Origin of the sequence: Bacillus sp. B4EP4a (assembly GCF_006680105.1) — a bacterium.
Taxonomy (GTDB): domain Bacteria; phylum Bacillota; class Bacilli; order Bacillales; family DSM-1321; genus Peribacillus; species Peribacillus simplex_E.
Genome location: NZ_VHIK01000047.1, coordinates 90717 through 111765, shown reverse-complemented (window position 1 = coordinate 111765; position 21049 = coordinate 90717). Strand labels below are relative to the sequence as shown.

The 21049-nt window shown below is 39.9% G+C and carries 22 protein-coding genes; 8 read left to right on the top strand and 14 right to left on the bottom strand.

Annotation, left to right across the window (positions count from 1 at the left end; genetic code table 11):
* Positions 1–30: 30 nt before the first annotated feature.
* Positions 31–1875 carry a DNA ligase D gene (locus FNK51_RS21995; protein ID WP_141994676.1) on the top strand — a complete coding sequence of 615 codons (1845 nt, stop codon included), beginning with the start codon at positions 31–33 and terminating at the stop codon, positions 1873–1875.
* Between the two features lie 486 nt (positions 1876–2361).
* Here the strand turns inward: FNK51_RS21995 and dapF are convergent, their stop codons facing one another.
* The 5 genes from dapF to FNK51_RS21970 form a co-directional block, all read right to left on the bottom strand.
* Positions 2362–3348 (bottom strand): diaminopimelate epimerase, encoded by a 987-nt coding sequence (dapF, locus tag FNK51_RS21990; RefSeq protein WP_141994675.1) that lies wholly within the window; start codon positions 3346–3348, stop codon positions 2362–2364.
* A gap of 178 nt (positions 3349–3526) precedes the next feature.
* The gene (locus FNK51_RS21985) at positions 3527–4828 is read right to left on the bottom strand and encodes an NCS2 family permease (RefSeq protein ID WP_141994674.1); all 1302 of its coding nucleotides are present in this window, start codon (positions 4826–4828) and stop codon (positions 3527–3529) included.
* A 156-nt stretch (positions 4829–4984) separates the two neighbouring features.
* Complete coding sequence (locus tag FNK51_RS21980) at positions 4985–5557, bottom strand: beta-class carbonic anhydrase (RefSeq protein WP_098369372.1); 573 nt, start codon at positions 5555–5557, stop codon at positions 4985–4987.
* Positions 5558–5645: 88 nt separating this feature from the next.
* Positions 5646–6440, bottom strand: a complete 795-nt coding sequence (locus FNK51_RS21975) for a hypothetical protein (protein ID WP_141994673.1) — start codon at positions 6438–6440, stop codon at positions 5646–5648.
* Positions 6441–6669: 229 nt separating this feature from the next.
* Complete coding sequence (locus FNK51_RS21970) at positions 6670–6990, bottom strand: DUF4870 domain-containing protein (protein WP_034311189.1); 321 nt, start codon at positions 6988–6990, stop codon at positions 6670–6672.
* A gap of 222 nt (positions 6991–7212) precedes the next feature.
* Between FNK51_RS21970 and FNK51_RS21965 the strand changes: the two genes are divergently transcribed.
* From FNK51_RS21965 to FNK51_RS21950, 4 genes are all read left to right on the top strand, one after another.
* Complete coding sequence (locus FNK51_RS21965) at positions 7213–7995, top strand: undecaprenyl-diphosphate phosphatase (RefSeq protein WP_286178818.1); 783 nt, start codon at positions 7213–7215, stop codon at positions 7993–7995.
* A 333-nt stretch (positions 7996–8328) separates the two neighbouring features.
* Positions 8329–8883 carry a GNAT family N-acetyltransferase gene (locus FNK51_RS21960; RefSeq protein WP_034307447.1) on the top strand — a complete coding sequence of 185 codons (555 nt, stop codon included), beginning with the start codon at positions 8329–8331 and terminating at the stop codon, positions 8881–8883.
* A 205-nt stretch (positions 8884–9088) separates the two neighbouring features.
* Positions 9089–9481 carry a CidA/LrgA family protein gene (locus FNK51_RS21955; protein WP_098369368.1) on the top strand — a complete coding sequence of 131 codons (393 nt, stop codon included), beginning with the start codon at positions 9089–9091 and terminating at the stop codon, positions 9479–9481.
* Entirely contained in the window at positions 9456–10139 is a 684-nt protein-coding gene (locus FNK51_RS21950) for an LrgB family protein (protein WP_069981733.1), read from the top strand. Before FNK51_RS21955 ends, FNK51_RS21950 begins: the two co-directional genes overlap by 26 nt.
* A gap of 36 nt (positions 10140–10175) precedes the next feature.
* Here FNK51_RS21950 and FNK51_RS21945 read toward each other — a convergent pair whose 3' ends face one another.
* Both FNK51_RS21945 and FNK51_RS21940 read right to left on the bottom strand, forming a co-directional pair.
* Positions 10176–10322, bottom strand: a complete 147-nt coding sequence (locus FNK51_RS21945) for a DUF2639 domain-containing protein (RefSeq protein WP_098369367.1) — start codon at positions 10320–10322, stop codon at positions 10176–10178.
* 52 nt (positions 10323–10374) lie between these two features.
* A complete protein-coding gene (locus FNK51_RS21940; RefSeq protein ID WP_286178816.1) occupies positions 10375–11463 on the bottom strand; it encodes an undecaprenyldiphospho-muramoylpentapeptide beta-N-acetylglucosaminyltransferase in 1089 nt (362 codons plus the stop codon).
* A 193-nt stretch (positions 11464–11656) separates the two neighbouring features.
* Between FNK51_RS21940 and FNK51_RS21935 the strand changes: the two genes are divergently transcribed.
* Positions 11657–12769, top strand: coding sequence for a mechanosensitive ion channel family protein (locus FNK51_RS21935; protein ID WP_286178815.1), 1113 nt, complete (start codon positions 11657–11659; stop codon positions 12767–12769).
* A 129-nt stretch (positions 12770–12898) separates the two neighbouring features.
* A complete protein-coding gene (locus tag FNK51_RS21930) occupies positions 12899–14254 on the top strand; it encodes an MATE family efflux transporter (RefSeq protein ID WP_098369365.1) in 1356 nt (451 codons plus the stop codon).
* Between the two features lie 65 nt (positions 14255–14319).
* Here FNK51_RS21930 and FNK51_RS21925 read toward each other — a convergent pair whose 3' ends face one another.
* Complete coding sequence (locus FNK51_RS21925; protein ID WP_141994670.1) at positions 14320–15093, bottom strand: SDR family oxidoreductase; 774 nt, start codon at positions 15091–15093, stop codon at positions 14320–14322.
* Positions 15094–15309: 216 nt separating this feature from the next.
* On the opposite strand from FNK51_RS21925, the gene FNK51_RS21920 reads away from it, so the two are divergent.
* A complete protein-coding gene (locus FNK51_RS21920; RefSeq protein ID WP_260398121.1) occupies positions 15310–15720 on the top strand; it encodes an Hsp20/alpha crystallin family protein in 411 nt (136 codons plus the stop codon).
* Between the two features lie 166 nt (positions 15721–15886).
* Here FNK51_RS21920 and FNK51_RS21915 read toward each other — a convergent pair whose 3' ends face one another.
* From FNK51_RS21915 to FNK51_RS21890, 6 genes are all read right to left on the bottom strand, one after another.
* Entirely contained in the window at positions 15887–16621 is a 735-nt protein-coding gene (locus FNK51_RS21915; RefSeq protein ID WP_141994668.1) for a CAP domain-containing protein, read from the bottom strand.
* A 447-nt stretch (positions 16622–17068) separates the two neighbouring features.
* Complete coding sequence (locus FNK51_RS21910) at positions 17069–17506, bottom strand: FixH family protein (RefSeq protein WP_141994667.1); 438 nt, start codon at positions 17504–17506, stop codon at positions 17069–17071.
* A 19-nt stretch (positions 17507–17525) separates the two neighbouring features.
* Positions 17526–18941, bottom strand: a complete 1416-nt coding sequence (locus FNK51_RS21905; RefSeq protein ID WP_141994666.1) for a sensor histidine kinase — start codon at positions 18939–18941, stop codon at positions 17526–17528.
* Complete coding sequence (locus FNK51_RS21900; protein WP_098369359.1) at positions 18938–19624, bottom strand: response regulator transcription factor; 687 nt, start codon at positions 19622–19624, stop codon at positions 18938–18940. Before FNK51_RS21900 ends, FNK51_RS21905 begins: the two co-directional genes overlap by 4 nt.
* A 5-nt stretch (positions 19625–19629) precedes the next feature.
* Positions 19630–20592 carry a YncE family protein gene (locus tag FNK51_RS21895; RefSeq protein WP_141994665.1) on the bottom strand — a complete coding sequence of 321 codons (963 nt, stop codon included), beginning with the start codon at positions 20590–20592 and terminating at the stop codon, positions 19630–19632.
* Between the two features lie 117 nt (positions 20593–20709).
* Positions 20710–20976, bottom strand: a complete 267-nt coding sequence (locus FNK51_RS21890; RefSeq protein ID WP_141994664.1) for a hypothetical protein — start codon at positions 20974–20976, stop codon at positions 20710–20712.
* Positions 20977–21049 lie beyond the last annotated feature (73 nt).

Below are 21049 nucleotides of genomic sequence, written 5' to 3'. Positions count from 1 at the left end.
AATCAATTATTTGCGGAGGTAAATACAAAAATGAAACCGATGCTGCCAACCTATTACCCCGAAGCCCCCAACTCCAAGGATTGGCGTTATGAAGTCAAATATGACGGCTTTAGGGCTATTTTAACGATAGACTCCGATACCATAAGCATTTCAAGTCGGAACGAAAAGGAATTATCACCACAATTCCCGGAAATCATTGCTTACATCAAAGATCTGGACCTGGAAGAATATCTCCCGCTTCAGTTAGATGGAGAATTGGTCTGGCTTACCAATCAGGCGAAAGCCGACTTTTTTCAAATACAGTGGCGAGGACGCCTTGGAAAACAATCCTTAATTTCAGAAAAAGCCCGTTTTTCCCCATGCCGGTTTATAGCGTTTGACCTGCTTAGCATCAGCGGAAAAAAAGTAGCGGCTAAACCTATGGAAGAACGAAGGAAATTGATGTTGAATATGGGGGCAAATCTTGGCTTTCCTATGCCTCCTGATCCCAACGATAAGGCTTTGATACAATTAATAGAGAGTTTTGACGTTTTGGATAATGCCTTGAATAAGGTCGCCCTATTAGATGGCGAAGGGGTTGTCGCCAAGGAAATTCGGGGTACTTGGCAAGAAGGAAAACGTACTACCTCTTGGATTAAGGTGAAAAATTGGAAGACCGTTTCTTGTTTCATTACAGCATTGCACAAAGAAAATGGTTACGTTTCCCTAGCAGTTTTCAAAGAAGGTGCCGTAACGAAAATCGGAAGTGTTAAAAATGGACTGAGCGCTCAAGATAAAAGGATATTGCATGAACTGATCAAGCAAAATGCATCAGACGAAGACGCACAATTTTTTTATATCCAGCCATCCATTTGCATCGAAGTTCAATACTTACACGTGTATGAGGTAAATGAATTGCGTGAACCTCAGTTTTCGCAATGGCTTTTACAAACGGCTCCCGAAGAATGTACCTGGGAGAAATTCGTGCTAGGTCAATACACATTTCCAGATACTGTACAAATAACTTCCAGGGATAAACCGCTTTGGATAACAGGAGATGAACAGGTGGTAAAAGTTGAATACCTTCACTATTTACGGGAGGTTTCAGCTTTCTTCTTACCCTTCTTGAAGGATAAACTGCTTACGACGATCCGCTATCCTCATGGCACTTTGGATAAAGAAAGATTTTTCCAGAAAAACAAACCTGATTATGCGCCGTCCTTTATTAAAACGTTCATTGATGACGATATCGAGTATATGCTATGTAACGATATTGAAACGCTTCTTTGGTTTGGCAATCAACTTGCATTGGAATTCCATGCGCCATTTCAGAAAGCGGGTAGAACACGACCCGACGAAATCGTCCTGGACTTGGATCCTCCTTCCATCGAATTTTTCTCCTTAGCGAAAAAGGCCGCACAGGAAATAAAAAAGGTGATGGAATCATTAAGGATAAAAGCCTTTGTAAAAACTTCAGGTAACAAAGGACTGCAAATTCACATCCCACTGCCTGAAGACAGATTTACTTATCAGGAGACACGGATTTTCACCGACTTTCTCGGTGACTACTTAACAAGTTCCAACCCAAATAATTTTACAACGGAAAGAATGAAAATTAATCGGCATAATCGACTATACTTGGACTTTGTGCAGCATAGTGAAGGAAAAACCATCATCCTTCCTTATTCCCCGCGGGGAAATTCTTTCGCTGGTGTGGCTACACCTTTGTTTTGGGAGGAAGTGGACGATAGTCTCCAGTTAGAGGACTTTACGATTGAAACCATACCAAATAGAATAAAAAGGGAAGGGTGTCCATTTATGGATTACAGACTCGTCGATAATGGACCAGCCTTTTTGGAAGTATTGTCGTTCCTAAAACATAAAAAGACCAACTAAAGAAGATAAAGTTAGACACTTCATTTATTAAAGCAGCCCTTTAGGGTATGAACTACCGGGCGCATGCACTTTGATTTGTTGTTGATCAAAGTAGTGAATATATCTTATAATTTTCTGTTGACATGAATCAAAAAACAATAGATCGGCACGCTCGCTTACGATTGATCGTGAATTTCGTGCGTTTACTCGTGAGGTTCAGGCGTTTAATAGTGAATTTGGACTTTTACTCGTGAGTTTCAGGCGTTTACTCGTGAGTTTGGCACTTTTACTCGTGAATTTCAGGCGTTTACTCGTGAGTTTGGCACCTTTACTCGTGAATTTGGACTTTTACTCGTGAGTTTCGCAATCTCTTGAGTTTTCGACTTGTTAAGGTTCATTGAATGCCTTGCACAATCTCTAACTTTTAACCAAATTGAAAAAGGGGTTCGGAATTAAAACATTCCGAATCCCTTTTTAATTTAGATTAATACCTAGTCGGTACTTTCCTTATAATGTAGTTTTCAAATAACTTTGAACTTCATCCTGCAACTTATCATATAAGCTTGTTTCCGCTTCAAAGTCCTGTTTTTCCAGGATTTTGAATTTTTCCGGGTGGTCTAAGTCTAGGTCAATCGACACCTTGAATTCATAGGTTGCGTTCCCGATTAAATCAATTGAATACTTTTGGCTTTCTTCATCATGGTGGACCACGCATTTAACTTTTCCGCCATTATTGTAGACAGATATTTCACTTTCCAACGTGTTCAATCCAACAAAGCATGTTACTAGGCTTGAAGCCGACATCGCCGTTCCACATGCATTCGTAAAGCCTACTCCCCGTTCGAATGTCCGCACATAAATGCTCCCTGGTTCCAGCTCTTTCACAAAGCTGACATTGACACCATCAGGGAAAAGATCATTCGGTTGATTGACCTTTGTTGAAAGTTCATCCTGCAAATCACTTTGTAAAACCTCACTATCGACGAGCGTGATCAAATGTGGATTAGGAACCGCCAATGCCGAAAATAATAAGGTATCATGAAGTTCCGGCAATAATTCGTTTTGCAATTGTTCTTTAGCCAATACAAGAGGTAGATCCTTCACATTAAAACTTACCGGGGAAATTTCCACCTTGAAAGTTGGAATTCCCTCATAAATATCTTCCGTTTTTTCCACGAGTAAATTTGCCTTCATCGTTTCCACGATCATTTTATCAAGCCCTAGAACGTCGTTCGCGTAACGTGCAACACAGCGAAGTCCATTGCCGCACATCGAGGCTTCAGATCCATCCGCATTAAAGACACGCATTCGGCAATCAGCATGTTCACTTTTCATTACGAACAAAATACCATCCGCTCCAAGCCTCTCCCTATCACATAGGGCCTTCGCGAAATTTTCCCGCTCTTCTTCAGTAAACGTCAGGGTCGTAGTCAATTCATCAATGATTAAGAAATCATTTCCTGAACCATGGCTTTTTAAACCTTCAATAATCATCCTGTCACATCCTCTAATATGCTGCTTGTCATTTATCATTTTTTTAATATTCTATATCATAGCATTTTCAAGATGGATGTGTCATCGCGTAAATCACAATAAATCCATTTTTTCCGACGAAAAAACCAGAAGAGCGGTTGAATAAGAATTAACTCATTCCAACCGCTCTTCCAAAATATTAACCGATCATACCAATGATGAAATAGACGATAAACATTCCGGCACTCACATACATCGGGGCTGACACTTCTCTCGCTTTTCCGGTTACAAGCTTCAAGAACGGGTACAGGATGAAACCGAATGCCATTCCATCGGCAATACTGTAAGTGAAAGGAATGATCGTGATAATCATGATTGCAGGTATGCTCTCGGTTAAATCGCTGAAATCCAGCTTTTTTATATTTCCGAGCATCAAAATGCCAATGATAATTAAGATGGGGGCAATGGCGCTATCAGGGATTACTTTAATCACCGGTATAAATAGCAGTGATAGAATGAATAGCACACCAGTCACCACTGAAGTAAAACCAGTTCTGCCTCCTGATGCGATTCCAGCTGCCGTTTCAACTGTAGCAACGGTAGGGCTCGAACCGAATATGCCTGAAAGCAGAACGGACACACTTGTAGCCTGCAGCGACTTTTTATAAGCATCCTGGCGGTTTATACTGTCTACATGCCCGTGTACAAGACCAATATTTTCAAAAACAAGAACCATCGTCATCGCAAATACACTTATCCAGAATTCAATCCGGTTCGCTTCCAAGAACGATAATGAAAAGAAGAGATCACCGTAGGAAGCTGTGTCTATGCCTGAAAAATGGATATTTGACAGTTGAACCGTCCCGAACCAATAGGCTATGAGGCTACCTGCCAGGATGGTAATCATGAAATTACCGGGGACATTCTTGATGAACAGCGTGATTGCCAGTAAAAAGGTCAACACCGTTGCACACACTGCTGGATCGCTTAAATCTCCCAGTGCGACGATAGATGATGAACCTCTCGTGATTATCCCGCCTTTCTCGAGCCCGATTAGCATCAAGAATAAGCCAAGACCGACAGATATGGCTTCTTTTATTGAACTTGGAATCGAATCACTGATTACCTTAGAGAATTTTGTAAAAGCAATGACTACAAAAATAAACCCTGAGATAAACACAGCACCAAGAGCAGATTGCCAAGATAGACCCATTCCTTGAACCATGGTATAAGCAAATAGGGCATTTACGCCCATTCCTGGAACGAGGAGAATTGGGACATTCGCCCAAAGTCCTATCATGACACAGCTTAAAGCAGATAAAAGAATCGTCGCAATCACTGCACCATTAATCGGAATGCCCGCTTCCGATAAAATCAGGGAATTCACGATGAGAATATAGACTATTGTAAAATAGCCGACCACTCCAGCAAGGATTTCACGTTTTCCATTCGTTCCGTAGTCGGAAAAATGAAAAAACGTTTCCAAGTTTAATTTCTTCATGTTGTATCCTTATTAATTTTGTCCCTCGCCCACCCGTTTGTATTAGTGACAAACTACACTTGGCGATTTTAACAAAAAAAAGGATAAAAATAAATAGAAAAGATCAAAATTCGAAAAAAACTGCCGGAAATAATCCCGACAGCCTCGATGAATTTATTATTTTTGTCCTTCTGCGTACCCGTCGACTACCAATTCCAACTTCCCTGTATCAGGCGAAATGATTAGACCATGTACAGGAATATTTTTAGGGATCAAAGGGTGTCCTTTAATCACTTCCACACTGTTCTTACAACTTTCATAAACATCATCAAATCCGCGAAGCCAGCTGCGGATATCGATTCCTGCAGCTCCCAGTGTATCGATGGTGCTCTTAGGTATATCACGTTCGATCATCTTGTCTACTACAGAATCGGCATCGACTGATGCCATCCCGCAGTCATGGTGAGGTATGACCAATACTTCATCTGCCTTTAGCTCATAAATAGCAACAAGGATACTCCGCATGACACTTCCGAATGGGTGGGAGACGATTGCCCCGGCAGTTTTCAGGATTTTGACATCGCCATTTTTGACATTCAAGGATTTTGGCAATAGTTCAACGAGCCGAGTGTCCATACAGCTTATGATGACCATACGTTTCTCAGGAAACTTATCCGTTCTATACTTAACATATTCACCTTTTTCTACAAACTGTTCATTATAATCAAGAATCTCATTAAGTAAACTCATATTTACCACCTTTTTATAAGTATTTAATCTATGTATTCCACTATGATTATATCAAATATTTAAAAGATTTGCTAAAGGGTTATCCTTGTCAATTTGAACGATGATTTAAAGTGGCTGCACAGAAGCCCAAGACGATGATTTTAGGAATTTCATCAACATTTGATGAAAATGAAAGTATGGGTGTATTTGTCTTGAATCGTTTCCCCCACTCCAAAGGCATCCAGCCCTCTTGGTATGAAACTATTTTTTCCCCTTCTTTTGTGGCAATCTCGAATGAATTCACACTTCCCGGCGTTTCAATGGGCATCCATTCCGTACCATCTTCCTTATATATCATACCATTAATCTTCACGAATGACCGATTTTCTTGATACGATCCAATAATGCCGCCCTGATCATCCATGATCGTCAATTTATTGAAAAGTCCCCTTTTGATATGGTACTTAGCCAGCAAACGCCCCTCATGGTCCACCAGTTCATAACGCTTGGCCAGGAGCATCGACAAGAAATTGGGTATCATCCACATGAACCACTTCATATTCGAATCCCGTACCTCGCCCATTAGAGACCCGTCCGGCGCAAAGAGAAGCAGGCGCAATGTCGGTGCTGGCATAAAAGTCAACAAAACATGTTCATTTTTAAATAACCCAGCATTTGTCCCGATGTGTTCATCAGGCAATTCCTTCATTCTATTTTCATATATACGATGACTGACAAATTGGGCAATGCTAAAGAAAATAAAAGGAGACGTTATCAATAATATATTGCCCGGTATCATCGCAAAAATATGGCAAATGAAAAATACAATGGCCAAAAGAAGTGATATCCAAGATGCATGAAAATTTGAATTGCTCGTTTTCTGATAATATTCACGTATATTCATATCCTGCTCTGCTCCTCACTCCTTACAAGAAAGATTGCCGCCTTGAACGAACATTGATTAGCAATACTACAAGCCGCCCGGCATCCACTTCCTAAAAGTGCATTGAAGTAGTTATCATAATACTTTATTCGCTTTAATGTGATCTATTCCCTTTTTAATGTAGGGCAATTCCCAACTTGGTTCATATAAAAAAGGACACCGAATTGAACGGAATCCTTTTACATCAATACTATAATATCCTGAAAATCAACGGGAACCTATAATCCGTTCCTTCATAAGCCCTAACGGCAGCAATGATGGTGAATACGACTAAAGCTATCCCGATAACCGGCAATAGCAAGAATCCAACCAATACTATAGTGAGTATCCCTGCAACTATTGAATATACGGTGTAGGAAATGAAAAAATTCAGGTATTCCCTTCCGTGATAATCCACAAATTGTGACGAGTCCTTCTTCAATAACCAAATCACTAAAGGACCGATAAATGCTGTAAAAAAGCTGATCACATAAATAAGGGCAGCAAACACTCTTTCATCTTTAGTAGGCATAGTGTCTTCTCCTCCTTTCTCATATGAATAATTACGAATCAAGGGCAAAATAGTTTCATTTTCCCTCTCATTATATTCGAAAAAGGTAAAATTGGACTACCTTTTCTTCATAAAACCCAATTGGCAATACATATGACAAAAAATCAGAATATGTTCATCTGTCTTGTGCATACAGTTTAAATAATGGATGTCCCATACCTTCTAGAATGGAGTGATGTTTTTTTGCTTAACGAATTTCAAGCCTTCATCCTTGGGATCATTCAAGGCTTGACTGAGTTTTTACCTATTTCGAGCACTGGACATTTATATTTAGGACGGCATATTTTCCATCTTGACGAGGCCGGCATTTTTCTGGATACCATGCTCCATATCGGAACCTTGCTGGCGTTATTGGTCGTCTATAAGAATGACATTATTGCCATTTTAAAAAACCCTTTCTCCAAAATGACTCTGCTTCTCATTGCCGGGACAATCCCTGCAGTGATTGCCGGTATTTTACTCGGGGATTGGTTTGATGGCCTTTCAAAAACAGGTGTAACCATAGGATGGGAATTTTTAGCAACTGGACTGATTTTATGGGTAGCGGACGGAGTAAGAAAAGGCGGCAAATCCCTTAATGAAATTTCGATTAAAGATGCCTTGATCATCGGTACCTTCCAAGCTGCTGCCATCATGCCTGCCCTTTCGCGTTCCGGCCTGACGATAGCCGCTGGTCTATTCTGCAGGCTTGATAGGGCCACTGCAGCCTATTTTTCCTTTTTGCTATCAATTCCTGCCATTACCGGGGGCATCGTATTTCAGATGAAACCGATTTTTACAGGAGAAGTTGAACGGCTGCCACTCACTGCGCTTTTCGTCGGAACCCTTGCCGCAGCAATCTTTGGTTATATAGCCGTAGTATGGATGATCGATTTCTTAAAAAAGCGATCACTGAAAATATTCTCCATTTATGTATGGGCCCTCGGCGCAATCATTTTATTCATGCAATTCACAGGTGAATTTTAAAGAAAAAAGCAGACGAAAAAAGCAGTTTTTCATGGAAAAATGCACGCGTTTGCCTTCCGATTTCACCCTTGTTGAAAAAGTTGAAATTTGACGAAAAAAAAAGGCAAAAAACCTATTCCCAAACCGTTTTTTTTTTAGTATTATACCTTCGTAAGGTTCTTTTGATTTGCATATTTTCTGACAATAAAAATAGGGAAGGCAAATGGTGCGCCACCGGTTTCCGGTTCTAGTGGGTTCGATTCCCACCCCGAAATTTTTTGATGAGCGACTTAAAAAATTTCGAGGGTGGGCAGCGACTACGCATAAGAACTGCCCTCAAACGGAGGGACGGAAATGTTAAAAAAGAGAGATTTCACAGATTGTTTTTCTCTTTATGAACAAATGACGCATCCAGATGTCTTCCCTTTCGTGCGCCATAAGGTAGATTCATATGAAGAATATGTTTTCATTACTAAGCAAACGATCGAAGCCGAAGATGCTGGGCAACTCATTTCACGAACAATCTTGGATGAATGGGAAAATCCCATCGGTTGTATTTCTTTATACGATATTGAAAATGGTGCAGGTTTCTTAGGCACATGGCTTGGCAAGCCTTATCATGGAAAAGGGTATAATGCCATTGCAAAAGACGCTTTCTTTAAAGAGCTTTTTTTCGAGCTCGGTTTGGAAACGGTCTTCATGCGTATTCGCAAAAAAAATATCCGCTCTATAAAAGCCGCAGAAAAGCTTCCCTATGCCGTCAATGCCAACGAAACAAGAAAATCCCTTTATGATCAGATCAATCATGAAGGAGATATCTACGATTTGTATGAAATCCCTAAAGATTTATACACCTTTCATATCCTTAGACAGCATGATGATGACGAACAGCAGTTACTTGAAGCATAGAGCGAAGAACATTTCAGCATGTCTTTGTTTATCTTTTAATATAATGGCCGGAGCTTCCAAACCTGGAAAGCTCTTTTTTCCATTTTCACAGGATGTTTAAGATAGATTGCTGCAAATCCCTATTCTTTTTAGGGATATTTTTTTATAATGAATACAATTGACCAATTCAACAATATATTCAAATCGTCATTGAAAGGACTTAATCATGAAAAAAACATTTGCTTTTATCGTGCAGCTTATCTTCCTGCTCATCATTTGCAAGCTCGGCTATTATTTAGCCAATTTACTTCATTTACCCATACCAGGCAACGTCATCGGCATGATTTTATTATTCGGTTTATTACAGACGAAGGTTATAAAAGTCGAATGGATTGAACTTACTTCAGGATTTTTGGTAAAGCACTTAGCCTTTTTCTTCATTCCCATTTCAATCAGTTTAATGACCATGGGATGGCTTTTCATTGAATTCGGTTTGCCATTGGCACTAACGTTGGGAGTCAGCCTGATTTTTGGATTCATCGTTTCAGCTTGGACCGTTCAGAAGCTATCCCATAGAGGAGAGGTTAAGCAGCATGACAGCGTTCATCACAACTTATAGCATCTTGATAACCATCCTTGCCTATTTCATTGGAAGGAAAATATATGCTAAACATCCATCACCTTTTACGACGCCCGTATTTTTCAGTACGGTTACAATTATTCTAGTACTGCTGATCAGCGGTTTGGACTTCGAAGACTATTCACCAGGAAAAGACATCATCACCTATTTCCTAGGACCGGCTACCGTTGCTTTGGCCGTACCACTTTATAAAAATAGAAAAATAATCGTTAAATATGCAATGCCCGCAATTAGCGGCATGATTTTTGGCCTTCTAGTCACATTGATCATTGCCTTTGCCATTGCAAAAGCATTTTCACTTCCGCAATTCATACTCCAAGGATTGGCGGTTAAATCCATTACAGTGCCCATCGCTGTTGAAATCACCGAACTTTATGGCGGAAATTCCAATATATCAGCAGCCTTCGTCATTTTGACAGGGGTACTTGGTACGATGATCGCTCCAAAAATGATGGATAAACTGAACATTACGATGCCCTTCGCACGCGGTATCGCTTATGGTACGATCGCTCATGGTCTCGGTACGGCTCAAGCTGCCCAGGAAAGTGAGTTTACCGGGGCTGTCGCAGGTGCGGCAATGGCTATCGCAGGTATCCTTATTTCCTGTTTCTTTCCTTTTATAAGTAATTTCCTATAAAAAAGAACCGCAACGTCAACGACGTTGCGGTTCTTTTTATGATTTTTTTTGCAGATCGTCGTATAAACGCCTTAGAATATACGTTTTATACAGCTCCAGTTTTTTTTTCTCAATTGGATGATAGCTAATCCCTGCGGCTTTCAGCTGCTGAATGAACCACCCTTTGGAATATTCATAAGCCATTCTACCCCCTCCTCTGTTCGAAAAAGATATGCTACATAGAGGGGAATGATACTTATTTTTTTGCACCCATTACTTTAAGTAGTAATTCATACATTTCAGCTGCCGTTTTGAATGGGCGTTTTTGACGCATTTTCTCCTGATATTCACCCGATTGTTTCACTAAATCCGCTAATGTAGCATTAAAAATCCGGTCATTTAGCTCTTCTTCTTCGATGACTTTACAAAAACCCTGTTTTTCAAAGCTTGACGCATTCAGGATTTGATCTCCACGGGATGCATTGGCACTTAGAGGGATAAGTAACATTGGCTTTTGCAAAGCAAGAAATTCAAAAATTGAATTTGAACCTGCCCTTGACACAACGACATCAGCAGCCGCCAATAGATCGAACAATTCTTCATGTACGAATTCAAAAGGAGCATATCCCCTTTGTTTCAATTCCGTTTTCACATTTCCCTTCCCGCAAATGTGAATAATCTGATAATCCTTTAATAAGGCATCAAGGTTATCTGTAATTAAATTATTGATTTTAACGGCCCCAAGGCTTCCTCCCATAACGAGCAACACCGGTTTGTTATTCGTGAATCCACAAAATGCCTTTCCAGCAGAAGCGTTTCCAGTAAAAATCCCATCGCGCAATACAGCGCCAAGATACATAGCCTTCTCTTTAGGAAGATCTTTTTCCGTTTCCTGGAAAGTAGTGAAGATTTTAGATGCAAGCGGCATGGCAATCTTATTAGCCAGACCAGGCGTAAAATCCGATTCATGTATCGCGATCGGTATCCTCAGCATCCTGCCTGCCAAAACGACTGGAACCGAAACGAATCCACCTTTAGAAAAAATGAAATCCGGCTTGGTCTTTTTTAATATTTTTCGTGCATCAAAAATCCCTTTTATGACCCGGAAAGGATCTTTCATATTTTCAACAGATAGATAACGCCGGAATTTCCCAACTGAAATCGTTTCATAACGGACCTCGGGAAATTCCGTTTCGATGATATTTTTTTCAATGCCTTTTTTTGATCCAATATAAGTAACATCCCACTCATGCTTTAAAAATTCCGGGATGATTGCTGCATTAACAGATACATGACCGGCAGAACCGCCTCCGGTAAATACTATTTTCTTAGTCAATATTTCCACCTTCCAAACTTAAAAAATCACTTTGCATCCATATTACCATATATCCTTGCCATTAATAACTTGAAAAAGTATTCAGTGAATCGCTAAATCCCAATGATGAATGTAATCATCGATTATTTTTCCTTTTTCAGCATGAATATATTATAATCTTAGTATTCTACAATACTACAAGATACATTGGAGGAGTAATACATTGCAAGAAGTTTCTGAATCACTCGATCAATTTGATGGAATCGAAGCCTGGACCAAATTAGGAATTTCCATTGGCATTTTTCTAATTTTCCTTTTGCTTCGGAAAGTATTTACTACATATATATTCAAGTTCTTTCTACGAATTGCAGAAAAACGTAAAGTAGAATTTGCCGCCAACTTAATGCTCGCTATAGAACAGCCGGTAAGATTGCTTATCGTTTTGATTGGTGTCATTATATCCATGCACTATTTTCCGATCGACTCACCTTCGGTTGAATTCAGATCGAAAATATACAGATCGTTTTTTGTCTTCTTATTCTTTTGGACGATTTTTAATATCAGTTCGATCTTAACTATATTATTTCCGAAATTGGTAGGTAAATTCGGACTTGAAGTCGATGAAATCGTCATGCCGTTCTTTACGAAAATCATAAAATTAATCATCATTGCTTTTGGTGCCTCCATCATTGCGGAAGAATGGGGATTTAATGTCGATGGATTTGTTGCAGGGCTTGGTTTGGGTGGATTGGCTTTCGCTCTTGCCGCTAAAGATACCGTCAGCAATTTCTTTGGAGGTATCGTCATCGTTACCGAAAAACCTTTTACCATAGGAGATTGGGTCAAAACTCCAAGTGTGGAGGGAACTATTGAAGACATCACATTCCGAAGCACAAAAGTTCGGACTTTTGCCCAAGCTTTAGTTACAGTCCCAAATGCGACCCTATCGAATGAACCGATCATCAACTGGTCCAAGATGGGCAAAAGACAGATTGCCTTTCATTTGGGAGTGAATGTCACGACACCAAAAGAAAAATTGGAAAATGTCATTAAGGAAATTGAAAAAATGCTCATTGATCATCCTGAAGTACATCCAGAAACGATTTTGGTTAAATTTGATGAGTTCAGTCATTCCGGTTTCAACCTTTACCTTTATTTCTTCACGAAAGCGACGGACTTTGGGGGATATTTATCAATCAAAGAAGATGTGAACTTTAAAATAATGGAGATATTGGAACAGGAAGATGTACAAATTGCCATTCCCTCACAGGCATTCATTCTTCAAAAAGATTCAAATTTGGAAGCCATGAATGATTTTGAATCCATGCGTGACTGACAAAAGGACTTGCCCAATACGGCAAGTCTTTTTTAGCTTCAAATAAAAACTCTTAAAACATCACATGCTTATGTGATATAATTCTTTCATTGTGTTGAAAATTCCAAATATTGATATTGAGGTACTTTGATGAATCAGACTTATACTAAATCACAAAAGCTCCGCTTGTTATTTTATATATTGATACCTATCCTGATCACCCAAATCAGCATGTATGCCATGACTTTTTTTGATGTGATGATGTCGGGACAATACAGCACTCAGGACGTTGCTGGCGTCTCCATCGGCAGTTCGCTATGGACACCAGTGTACACGGGGCTGAGCGGGATATTGATTGCCTTGACGCCGGTGGTTTCACAGCTGGTAGGTTCCAGGCAGTCTAAATCCGTTTCCTATTCCGTGATGCAGGCCATTTATTTAGCTGTTGCTTTAGCCTTGATCATTTTAATCATTGGGGCGTTTTCTTTGAACCCCGTATTGAGTGCCATGGACCTTGAAGATAGTGTCCACATGGTGGCTCATGATTACTTGATCGCCCTTTCACTCGGTATCATTCCTTTATTCGTTTATAATGCGTTGAGAGCTTTCATCGATGCTCTGGGACAGACTAGGATTTCCATGATCATCACCTTATGTGCACTCCCGGTAAACGTCCTTTTTAATTACCTGTTAATATACGGGAAGTTTGGATTCCCTGAACTTGGCGGTGTCGGTTCCGGTTACGCCACTGCCATTACGTATTGGTTAATTGCCCTTGTGGCCATCCTTGTTGTGATAAAAATCAACCCATTTTCGACATATGAGGTTTTCAGTGAATTTTTCCGGGTTTCCTGGAAAGAATGGAAGGCCTTATTATTGATTGGGGTACCCATCGGACTGGCTATCTTTTTTGAAACAAGCATTTTCTCGGCCGTCACCCTTTTAATGAGTAAGTATGATACCGTGACAATTGCATCGCATCAGATTGCCATGAATTTTGCGTCACTGCTTTATATGATCCCGCTAAGTATTTCCATGGCATTGACGATCGTCATTGGATTTGAAATTGGAGCGGCCCGTTATAAAGACGCCAAAGAGTATAGCTGGATTGGCATTTCGATGGCATTGACGATGTCGCTCGTTTTGTCGACCATCCTATTCCTCTTCCGCGAACCTGTGGCCGCTTTATACACAAAAGACCATGAGGTTATGATGCTGACATCACATTTCTTGATATATGCCATCTTCTTTCAGATATCGGATGCCCTGCAGGCACCTATTCAGGGTATTTTGCGTGGATATAAAGATGTAAATGTCACATTTGCGATGTCACTTGTCTCCTACTGGATTCTGGGGCTTCCCATTGGCTATTTCTTTGCAAAGTATACGGATATGGGAGCCTTTGGGTACTGGATCGGCTTAATTTCCGGCTTGGCTCTCGGAGCTATAGGCTTGGCGGCTCGCTTACGGTTCATACAACAAGTAAAATATAAAAAAATGGCGTAAAAAAAGAGTGGGGCTGGATTATACCGGCCTCACCCTTTTTCATTCTGAATTCAACCCCTAAACCACTAGGCTTTATATATTTTCCCAAGAACATCCTTACCGCCTGTTACCGGTATGATGCTGCCGGTAATGAAATCTGATTTTTCATCACAAAGGAACGTGATGACCCTCGCTATATCTTCCCCTGTACCCGGTCTGCCGACTGGAACCGTATCATCCTTTTCTTCTCTCGCGACCCTAATTTCCTCCTCTTTCCAGTCACCTACGATATCACCGGGACAGACCATATTCACGGTGATGCCATGTGTAGCTTCTTCGGCAGCTAAAGTTCTTGTCAAGGAGGTCAAGCCGCTCTTTGCAGCAGCAAATACAGAACGATAGATCCAACCTGGTGCAGTTTCACACCGTTCAAACCCTAATGTAATGACTCTACCCCAGTTTCTACTGCGCATATGTGGAATAAGCTCTTTCGCAAAATAGAAAAAACCATTTAAATTTCCATCCATGATGTACTTCCATTCATCACCGCCATATTCAGTCATGGGCTTACGGTCATGCACATATGGCCCTGCATTATGAATGAAAATATCAACATGGCCAAATGACTCCGAAATCTTTTGCAAAATATTCAGGCAATCCTCCTCACTTGACGAGTCACCTTGAATCGCAATTGCCTTAACATGGTACTTATCCTGTAATTCATCCACTAATGCTAAAGCTGCCTTTTTACTTTTTCGATAAGTAATGATAATGGACATTCCATTATCCGCGAGTGAAAGTGCCATCCTTTTGCCGATTCCCGTTGCTCCACCAGTAATAAAAGCTACTTTGTCATCCACAGGCTTTACCCTCTTTATCTAATGGATTTTACTTAATTATACATAAGTTTATTCCATTTTCTATAATTTAGTAATTATAAAAAAGAACCTATGGGCTTTAGCTGCATAAAATATAACAAATAAACCTGCCAGACCAAAAGCAGGAGAGAGGAATTCAATATGATTCCCTGGAATTCACTTTTTTCTTTTAAGAATAACCCGAACCAGAAGGACTTCATGAAAAATATGCAGCAAAGTGATGTACAATCGTTCATCGAAAAAGTATTTTCACAAGTCATCCCTGACAATATGCAAGGTATGATGAACCAAAATGATGGCGGCTCACAAACAGTAAATGCCAGATCTGAACATCCTTTACATGCAGAAGTATTTGAAACCCACTTATATGTCTTTGTAAGAATTCCTATAGAAGATGAATCTTGGCTAAAAAATATGAAACTTTACCATACATCTAACCAATCCATCATCGAGGGGATTCCTGAAGAGTCAGATCGGCATGTCATTACACTCCCCGCACTTGTTAAGAAAAAAGGGGCATCGGCCCAATATAAAGAATCAACGTTGGAAATACGTCTTCAGAAAAGTTTCAATACCCAGTATTCAGAAATCGATGTATCCGAGATATAAGCTGCTACACACCGGGACCTCGCTGATAATAAGGTGCGGTTCCTGTTATTTTCTTGGTGCCAACCTTTTTTAGATTTCGCTGTATTTTATTTCATGGAATGGAATGTTCCATTCTCGCAAAAAAAGAGCACCCCATGTTAATGGGATGCTCTTTTCTATTAATCTATTATTTTCCGATGAATTGTTGAGTCCAGTAGTTACCAGATTCTACGTAACCTACTCCGATATGAGTAAAGCTAGGGTTCATGATGTTTTCACGGTGTCCTTGGCTATTCATCCAAGCTTGTACCACTTCTTCAGGTGTTTGTTGACCTTGTGCGATGTTTTCGCCAGCTGTTGTATAGCTGATTCCGAATTGTTTCATCATATCGAATGGTGAGCCGTAAGTTGGGCTATTGTGATCAAAGTAGTTTTTATCTTTCATGTCTTGAGACTTAATACGTGCAACTTTGCTCAACTCAGTGTCGATTTTAAGAGCTGCCAAACCTTGTTTTTCACGTTCTGCATTTGTTAATTTAACAACTTGTTGTTCAAAAGCACTTAATTCAGAGCTTGTCTCTTGTTTTTCATCAGTTGATTTATTAGGTGTAACTGGTTTTGCTTCAGGTTTTGCTTGGTTCGTTGTTCCAGCTTCTTGCTGAACTGGTTTTTGAACTGGTTTTTGAACTGGTTTTTGAACTGGCGTTTGTTGTGGCGTTTGTTGTGCCTGCGCTGCCGGTAAAGTGATATTGTATTTAGCTAGGTATTGGTTAAGGACTTGTTGCATATCCTCTTTATTAGTAGATTTAAAAGTTACTTGTTTCACAGTATCACAGTTGGCTGCTTCAGCTTGGTTAGCTCCTACTCCTGTGAATATAATAGCTGCAGCCGCTGCTGCTGACATAAACATTTTCTTTTTCATTCGTATTTCCTCCTGTGATGTTCATTTTTTGTTGTGCTTTGCTTCTGGAATTATCATAACATGCACTTTTTGTAATAAAGGCTCCATCAATTTCCATCAAATTCACGGGGTGCGAATGAAAATATATTTATGATCCAGTTTCAGAGAAATCTTGCAAAAATGCTTTAACTATCTATGTTTCTGCCAGTAGTATAAATACTCATATTTTCCCAGTAATTTCTTGTCAATGGTAGTTACATAGAACTATTTCCATTGAATACTAATAAATTTTAATTGACATATCATTTCCAACCTGATTTTTATGACTTTCTTTACTTTTATGTTACAAATTTTTCGGTTTAACTTCGACATTTCGTCATATTCTCCCTATCACCTTGAATATTTTTCCAAATAAAAAAAACAATCCGGTTTTAAACCCGAATTGTTTTGATTTCGATGGTATATTCATCATTTCATTTCTTCATCATTCATCTCGTCCATTTCCTTTTTTTCGCCACTTTGTTCAGGAGTGCTTGGTTTGCCTATTATGAATTCTTTCTTTGGCATGTTGTGCATATCCCTTGCAGTTACATGGGCATATACATAGTAGGTTCCTTCTTTATCAAAATTCTTTTCCAATTCATATATGCCGTTCCCTTTATGTTTCACCGCGATCTTGTAATGATCATCGCTATTCGCAAGCCAAATTTCAAAACTGACATCATCCGCATCTGTCACGGCTTCGTCCCCATATGTTACTTTTGCCTGAAATTTCACAGGCTCATTCACTTTACCCTGAATTGGATCGACAGCTAAATCGACATTTAACATTTTCGGAATTTCCTCTTCCTTGCTGCATCCAGCCAAAAAAATTAACGCCATGCAAAATAACAGGATTTTTTTCATTTTTGAACGTATCCCCTTTTTATGAATTCCATTCTTCTTTTATAATCGGTAGGATGACCCTGACTTTTGTGCCCCTTTTTTCCTTGCTTTCAATTTCGATTTTACCATTTTGTAATTCCACCAATTTTTTAACAATGGACAGTCCAAGCCCTGACCCGCCATCAAAACGGCTGCGTGCCTTGTTCACTCGGTAAAAACGATTCATGATATATGGCAGATCCGCTTCCGGAATCCCGTTACCCGTATCAGTAACCAGCAGTTCGCAATCATCTTTATGCTGAATTAAGGTAATATGGATCGCCCCTCCAGGATCCGTGTACTGAATGGCATTATCAATAATGTTATGTAGGATCTGTTCCATCCTTCCTTCATCCCCCAAAATAATCGGGTCTGGATCCAGATCTAGCTGCAAGCCCAATTGCTTTTCTTTTATTATCGGTTCATATTTCACAAGTACGTCTTCAATGAATTGCGCATAGGCAATAGGGGTTTTATTTAACATGAATGGATCACTATCCATTTTTGATAAGTCCATCAGATCTCCCACAAGCCGCTGCAGCCTAAGAGCCTCCCTTGAAATGAGTTGAAGGTATTTCCCTTGCTCTTCATCATTTTTCACGACACCATCCAATATGGCCTGCGTATAGCCCTTTACGTAACTAAGCGGGGTTCTGAGCTCATGTGCAACATTTTCTAAAAATTCTTTTTTTCTTTCTTCTTCCATATGGATGGAATTGGCCATATCATTAAAGGCCATTGCCAGTTTCCCTATTTCATCATGACTCCTTACCTCGACCTGTATGTCATAATTCCCCTCTGAGACACGATGGGCTGCAGTCTCGATTTCCTTAATCGGACTGACTAGCTTTTTCAACCATTTCGTAGTAAACAAAATCGCGACAATCAAAAAAAATAGAACGGCCGCCATCCATTTTGCGGCAAATTCCTTGAGTAATACCGTAATGGAATCTACAGGAATATATGTATAGATGATACCTTCGAGCCGATTTTCGTCAATCAGGGGTATGATCGCCGCTACGATGTTCTTTTCAAATCTTTTCTCATATCCCTCTTTTTCAACGGCTTTCCCATCTAAAAGCATTTGCCGTTCTTCTTCAGAAATAAGGGTGTCATAATTGATTTCAAAAGGCAGACAGGCACTCAATTCCCTCGGATTGTTGACGACAAAGATCTCGCTGTCATTCTTACTGTTAAACCATTCAACTTTTCCCTTGAAATCTTCGCTGATTTCACCGCCGGAGTAATCCGCCCCTAGCAATGACGCTTCATTGACTAAATCTGTTTTAAGCTTCTCCACATATAGATTTTTATAATAATATTGAGAAAGTGAATAAGCGAACAGCACGGATAGGATGATGGCGGTGATGATGGTGAGCCATAATTTAAAAGAGAGGGTTCTCCATTTATTGATCATTTCTTTTCCTCTATCTTATAACCGATTCCCCAGACGGTTTGAATGTAATCGGCCGCTCTTAATTTCATTCGTAACGTTTTGATATGGGTATCCACGGTCCGTAAAGATCCTCCATACTCCCCGCTCCATACATTTTCAAGCAGTTGTTCACGGCTTAGTGCCTGGCTTTTATGACGCATGAGGAATAAAAGCAATTCGAATTCCTTCAAGGTTAAATTGATTGGCTTCCCTTCCACCAAAACCGTTCTGGATTGTAAGTTCAAGCTAATTTTACCGAACCGGACATGGTTTTGACTCTCTTCATTCAATGATAATTTCCCTGTCCTCCGCAATACCGCTTCGACCCTTGCAACCAATTCTCCTGGATTGAACGGTTTGACGATATAATCGTCGCCGCCAAGCTTCAGCCCTTTCACCTTATCCCATTCTTCACCTTTCGCACTGACAAATATCACAGGAATCTCCCAATTTTCACGAATTTCTTCACAAACGGAGAAACCATCCATACCTGGCATCATGATATCCAATAGAATTAAATCAACTTCCTCTGTTTCAACCATACTAATAGCTTCTTTTCCATTCGCAGCTTGAAGGCATCGATAACCTGAGTTCAGTAAATACATTTCAACTAGATTTCGCATATCTTCTTCATCATCCACGACTAAAATGGTGTAAACATGCATGTCATCTACTCCCTCAACATCAATTGGAACGGACCTTCGCCGACTTTGATCGTTTTTTTAACATCGACTGTTTCAGCATCCATTACATACACTTCATCACTATCATATCCCGCCACGATCACATCTTCGTTAAAGCTAGCCATTTCAAAAGGGTTGACGCCGACCACTTTGCTTTTCACTTCCTCATATTGATCATTCAATTTATATAAGGAGCTTGTACCATGACTAAGGACAAATATGCCTTCTGCATTCTCAAGGAACTTTATCGGCATGGTTGGGGCCTTCAGCTTATTCTTCAACTCTCCCGTTTGTGCCGAATAAATATATAGATCTTCTTCCACTTTGTCCCCATCACCGTGTCCTCCGATCCATATTTCATCCTTTTCTTCCCTTAATAATGTGCCTGTGCTGGAACTATGTACGGGAAATTCAAAATCGACCTTTTTCGTTTCAAGATTTATCACAGAACATTTGGTATCACCAAAATTAATAACATACAAACGATTCGATTGCTCTCCTTGAAGAACGGTCAGGGGGCTTTTACCAACCTTGACAATATCCTGTTTCTCCCCATCTGTATTTAAAAAATAGATGGAGTGATTCGATTGGTTGACCGCCACGATGCTTTTTCCATCACGTAACAACTGCATATTAACGATCCCTTTGCCAATTTCCCAACTGTTTATCAGTTTTCCTGCTGATAAAGAGTACACTTGGACTTTCTCCATCTCTTTTCCATAAAGCAGGATAGTATCTTTGTCTGCCAGGAGCAGTGCTCCGGTAAATGGTTCTGAAATATCCCATTTTGCAAATGGATGATAGTTTTCATCTATGAAAGTCAGTGAGGTATCCTTGATATTGACAGTCGCCAGGAAAGATTCACTTTTATTGATTTTAGTAAATGCATTACCGCTATTACACCCAGTAAGCAGTACGATGGCAAGAAAAAGCCCAATGCCCCACTTCATATTTTAAGCTCCTTATTCATTAAATATCTATTTTTTAAAGATTTTAACAATGATTTGTGAAAAAAGTATGAAGCAGAAAAGAATATTTGCTAACAAGCATCTGTTACACCTCGGAAATCATATTCTTTCCAATTCAGTGATATAGGCCATGACGATCGCATTTTTCATTTCTTCAGAAAGCGAAGATTCCATCACGCGTTTAATACAGAGGTAAAATTTCTCCAATACTGGTTTTCGGGCACGGGGATGGGCATTTTCATCCAAAAGCTCACGGCGGATGAGTTCCGACAACACTTCCCCTCCACCTCCATCGGTAATCTTACGATTATTCCATATGCTTAAATAAGCCACCAGTAATTCTTCTTGCCTGACATTTTCTTTCATAGTATCCCTTCCATCCATTACTAATTTATACATATTAATGTTCGAGTTTGTAAAGACTATCTTAATAATACGA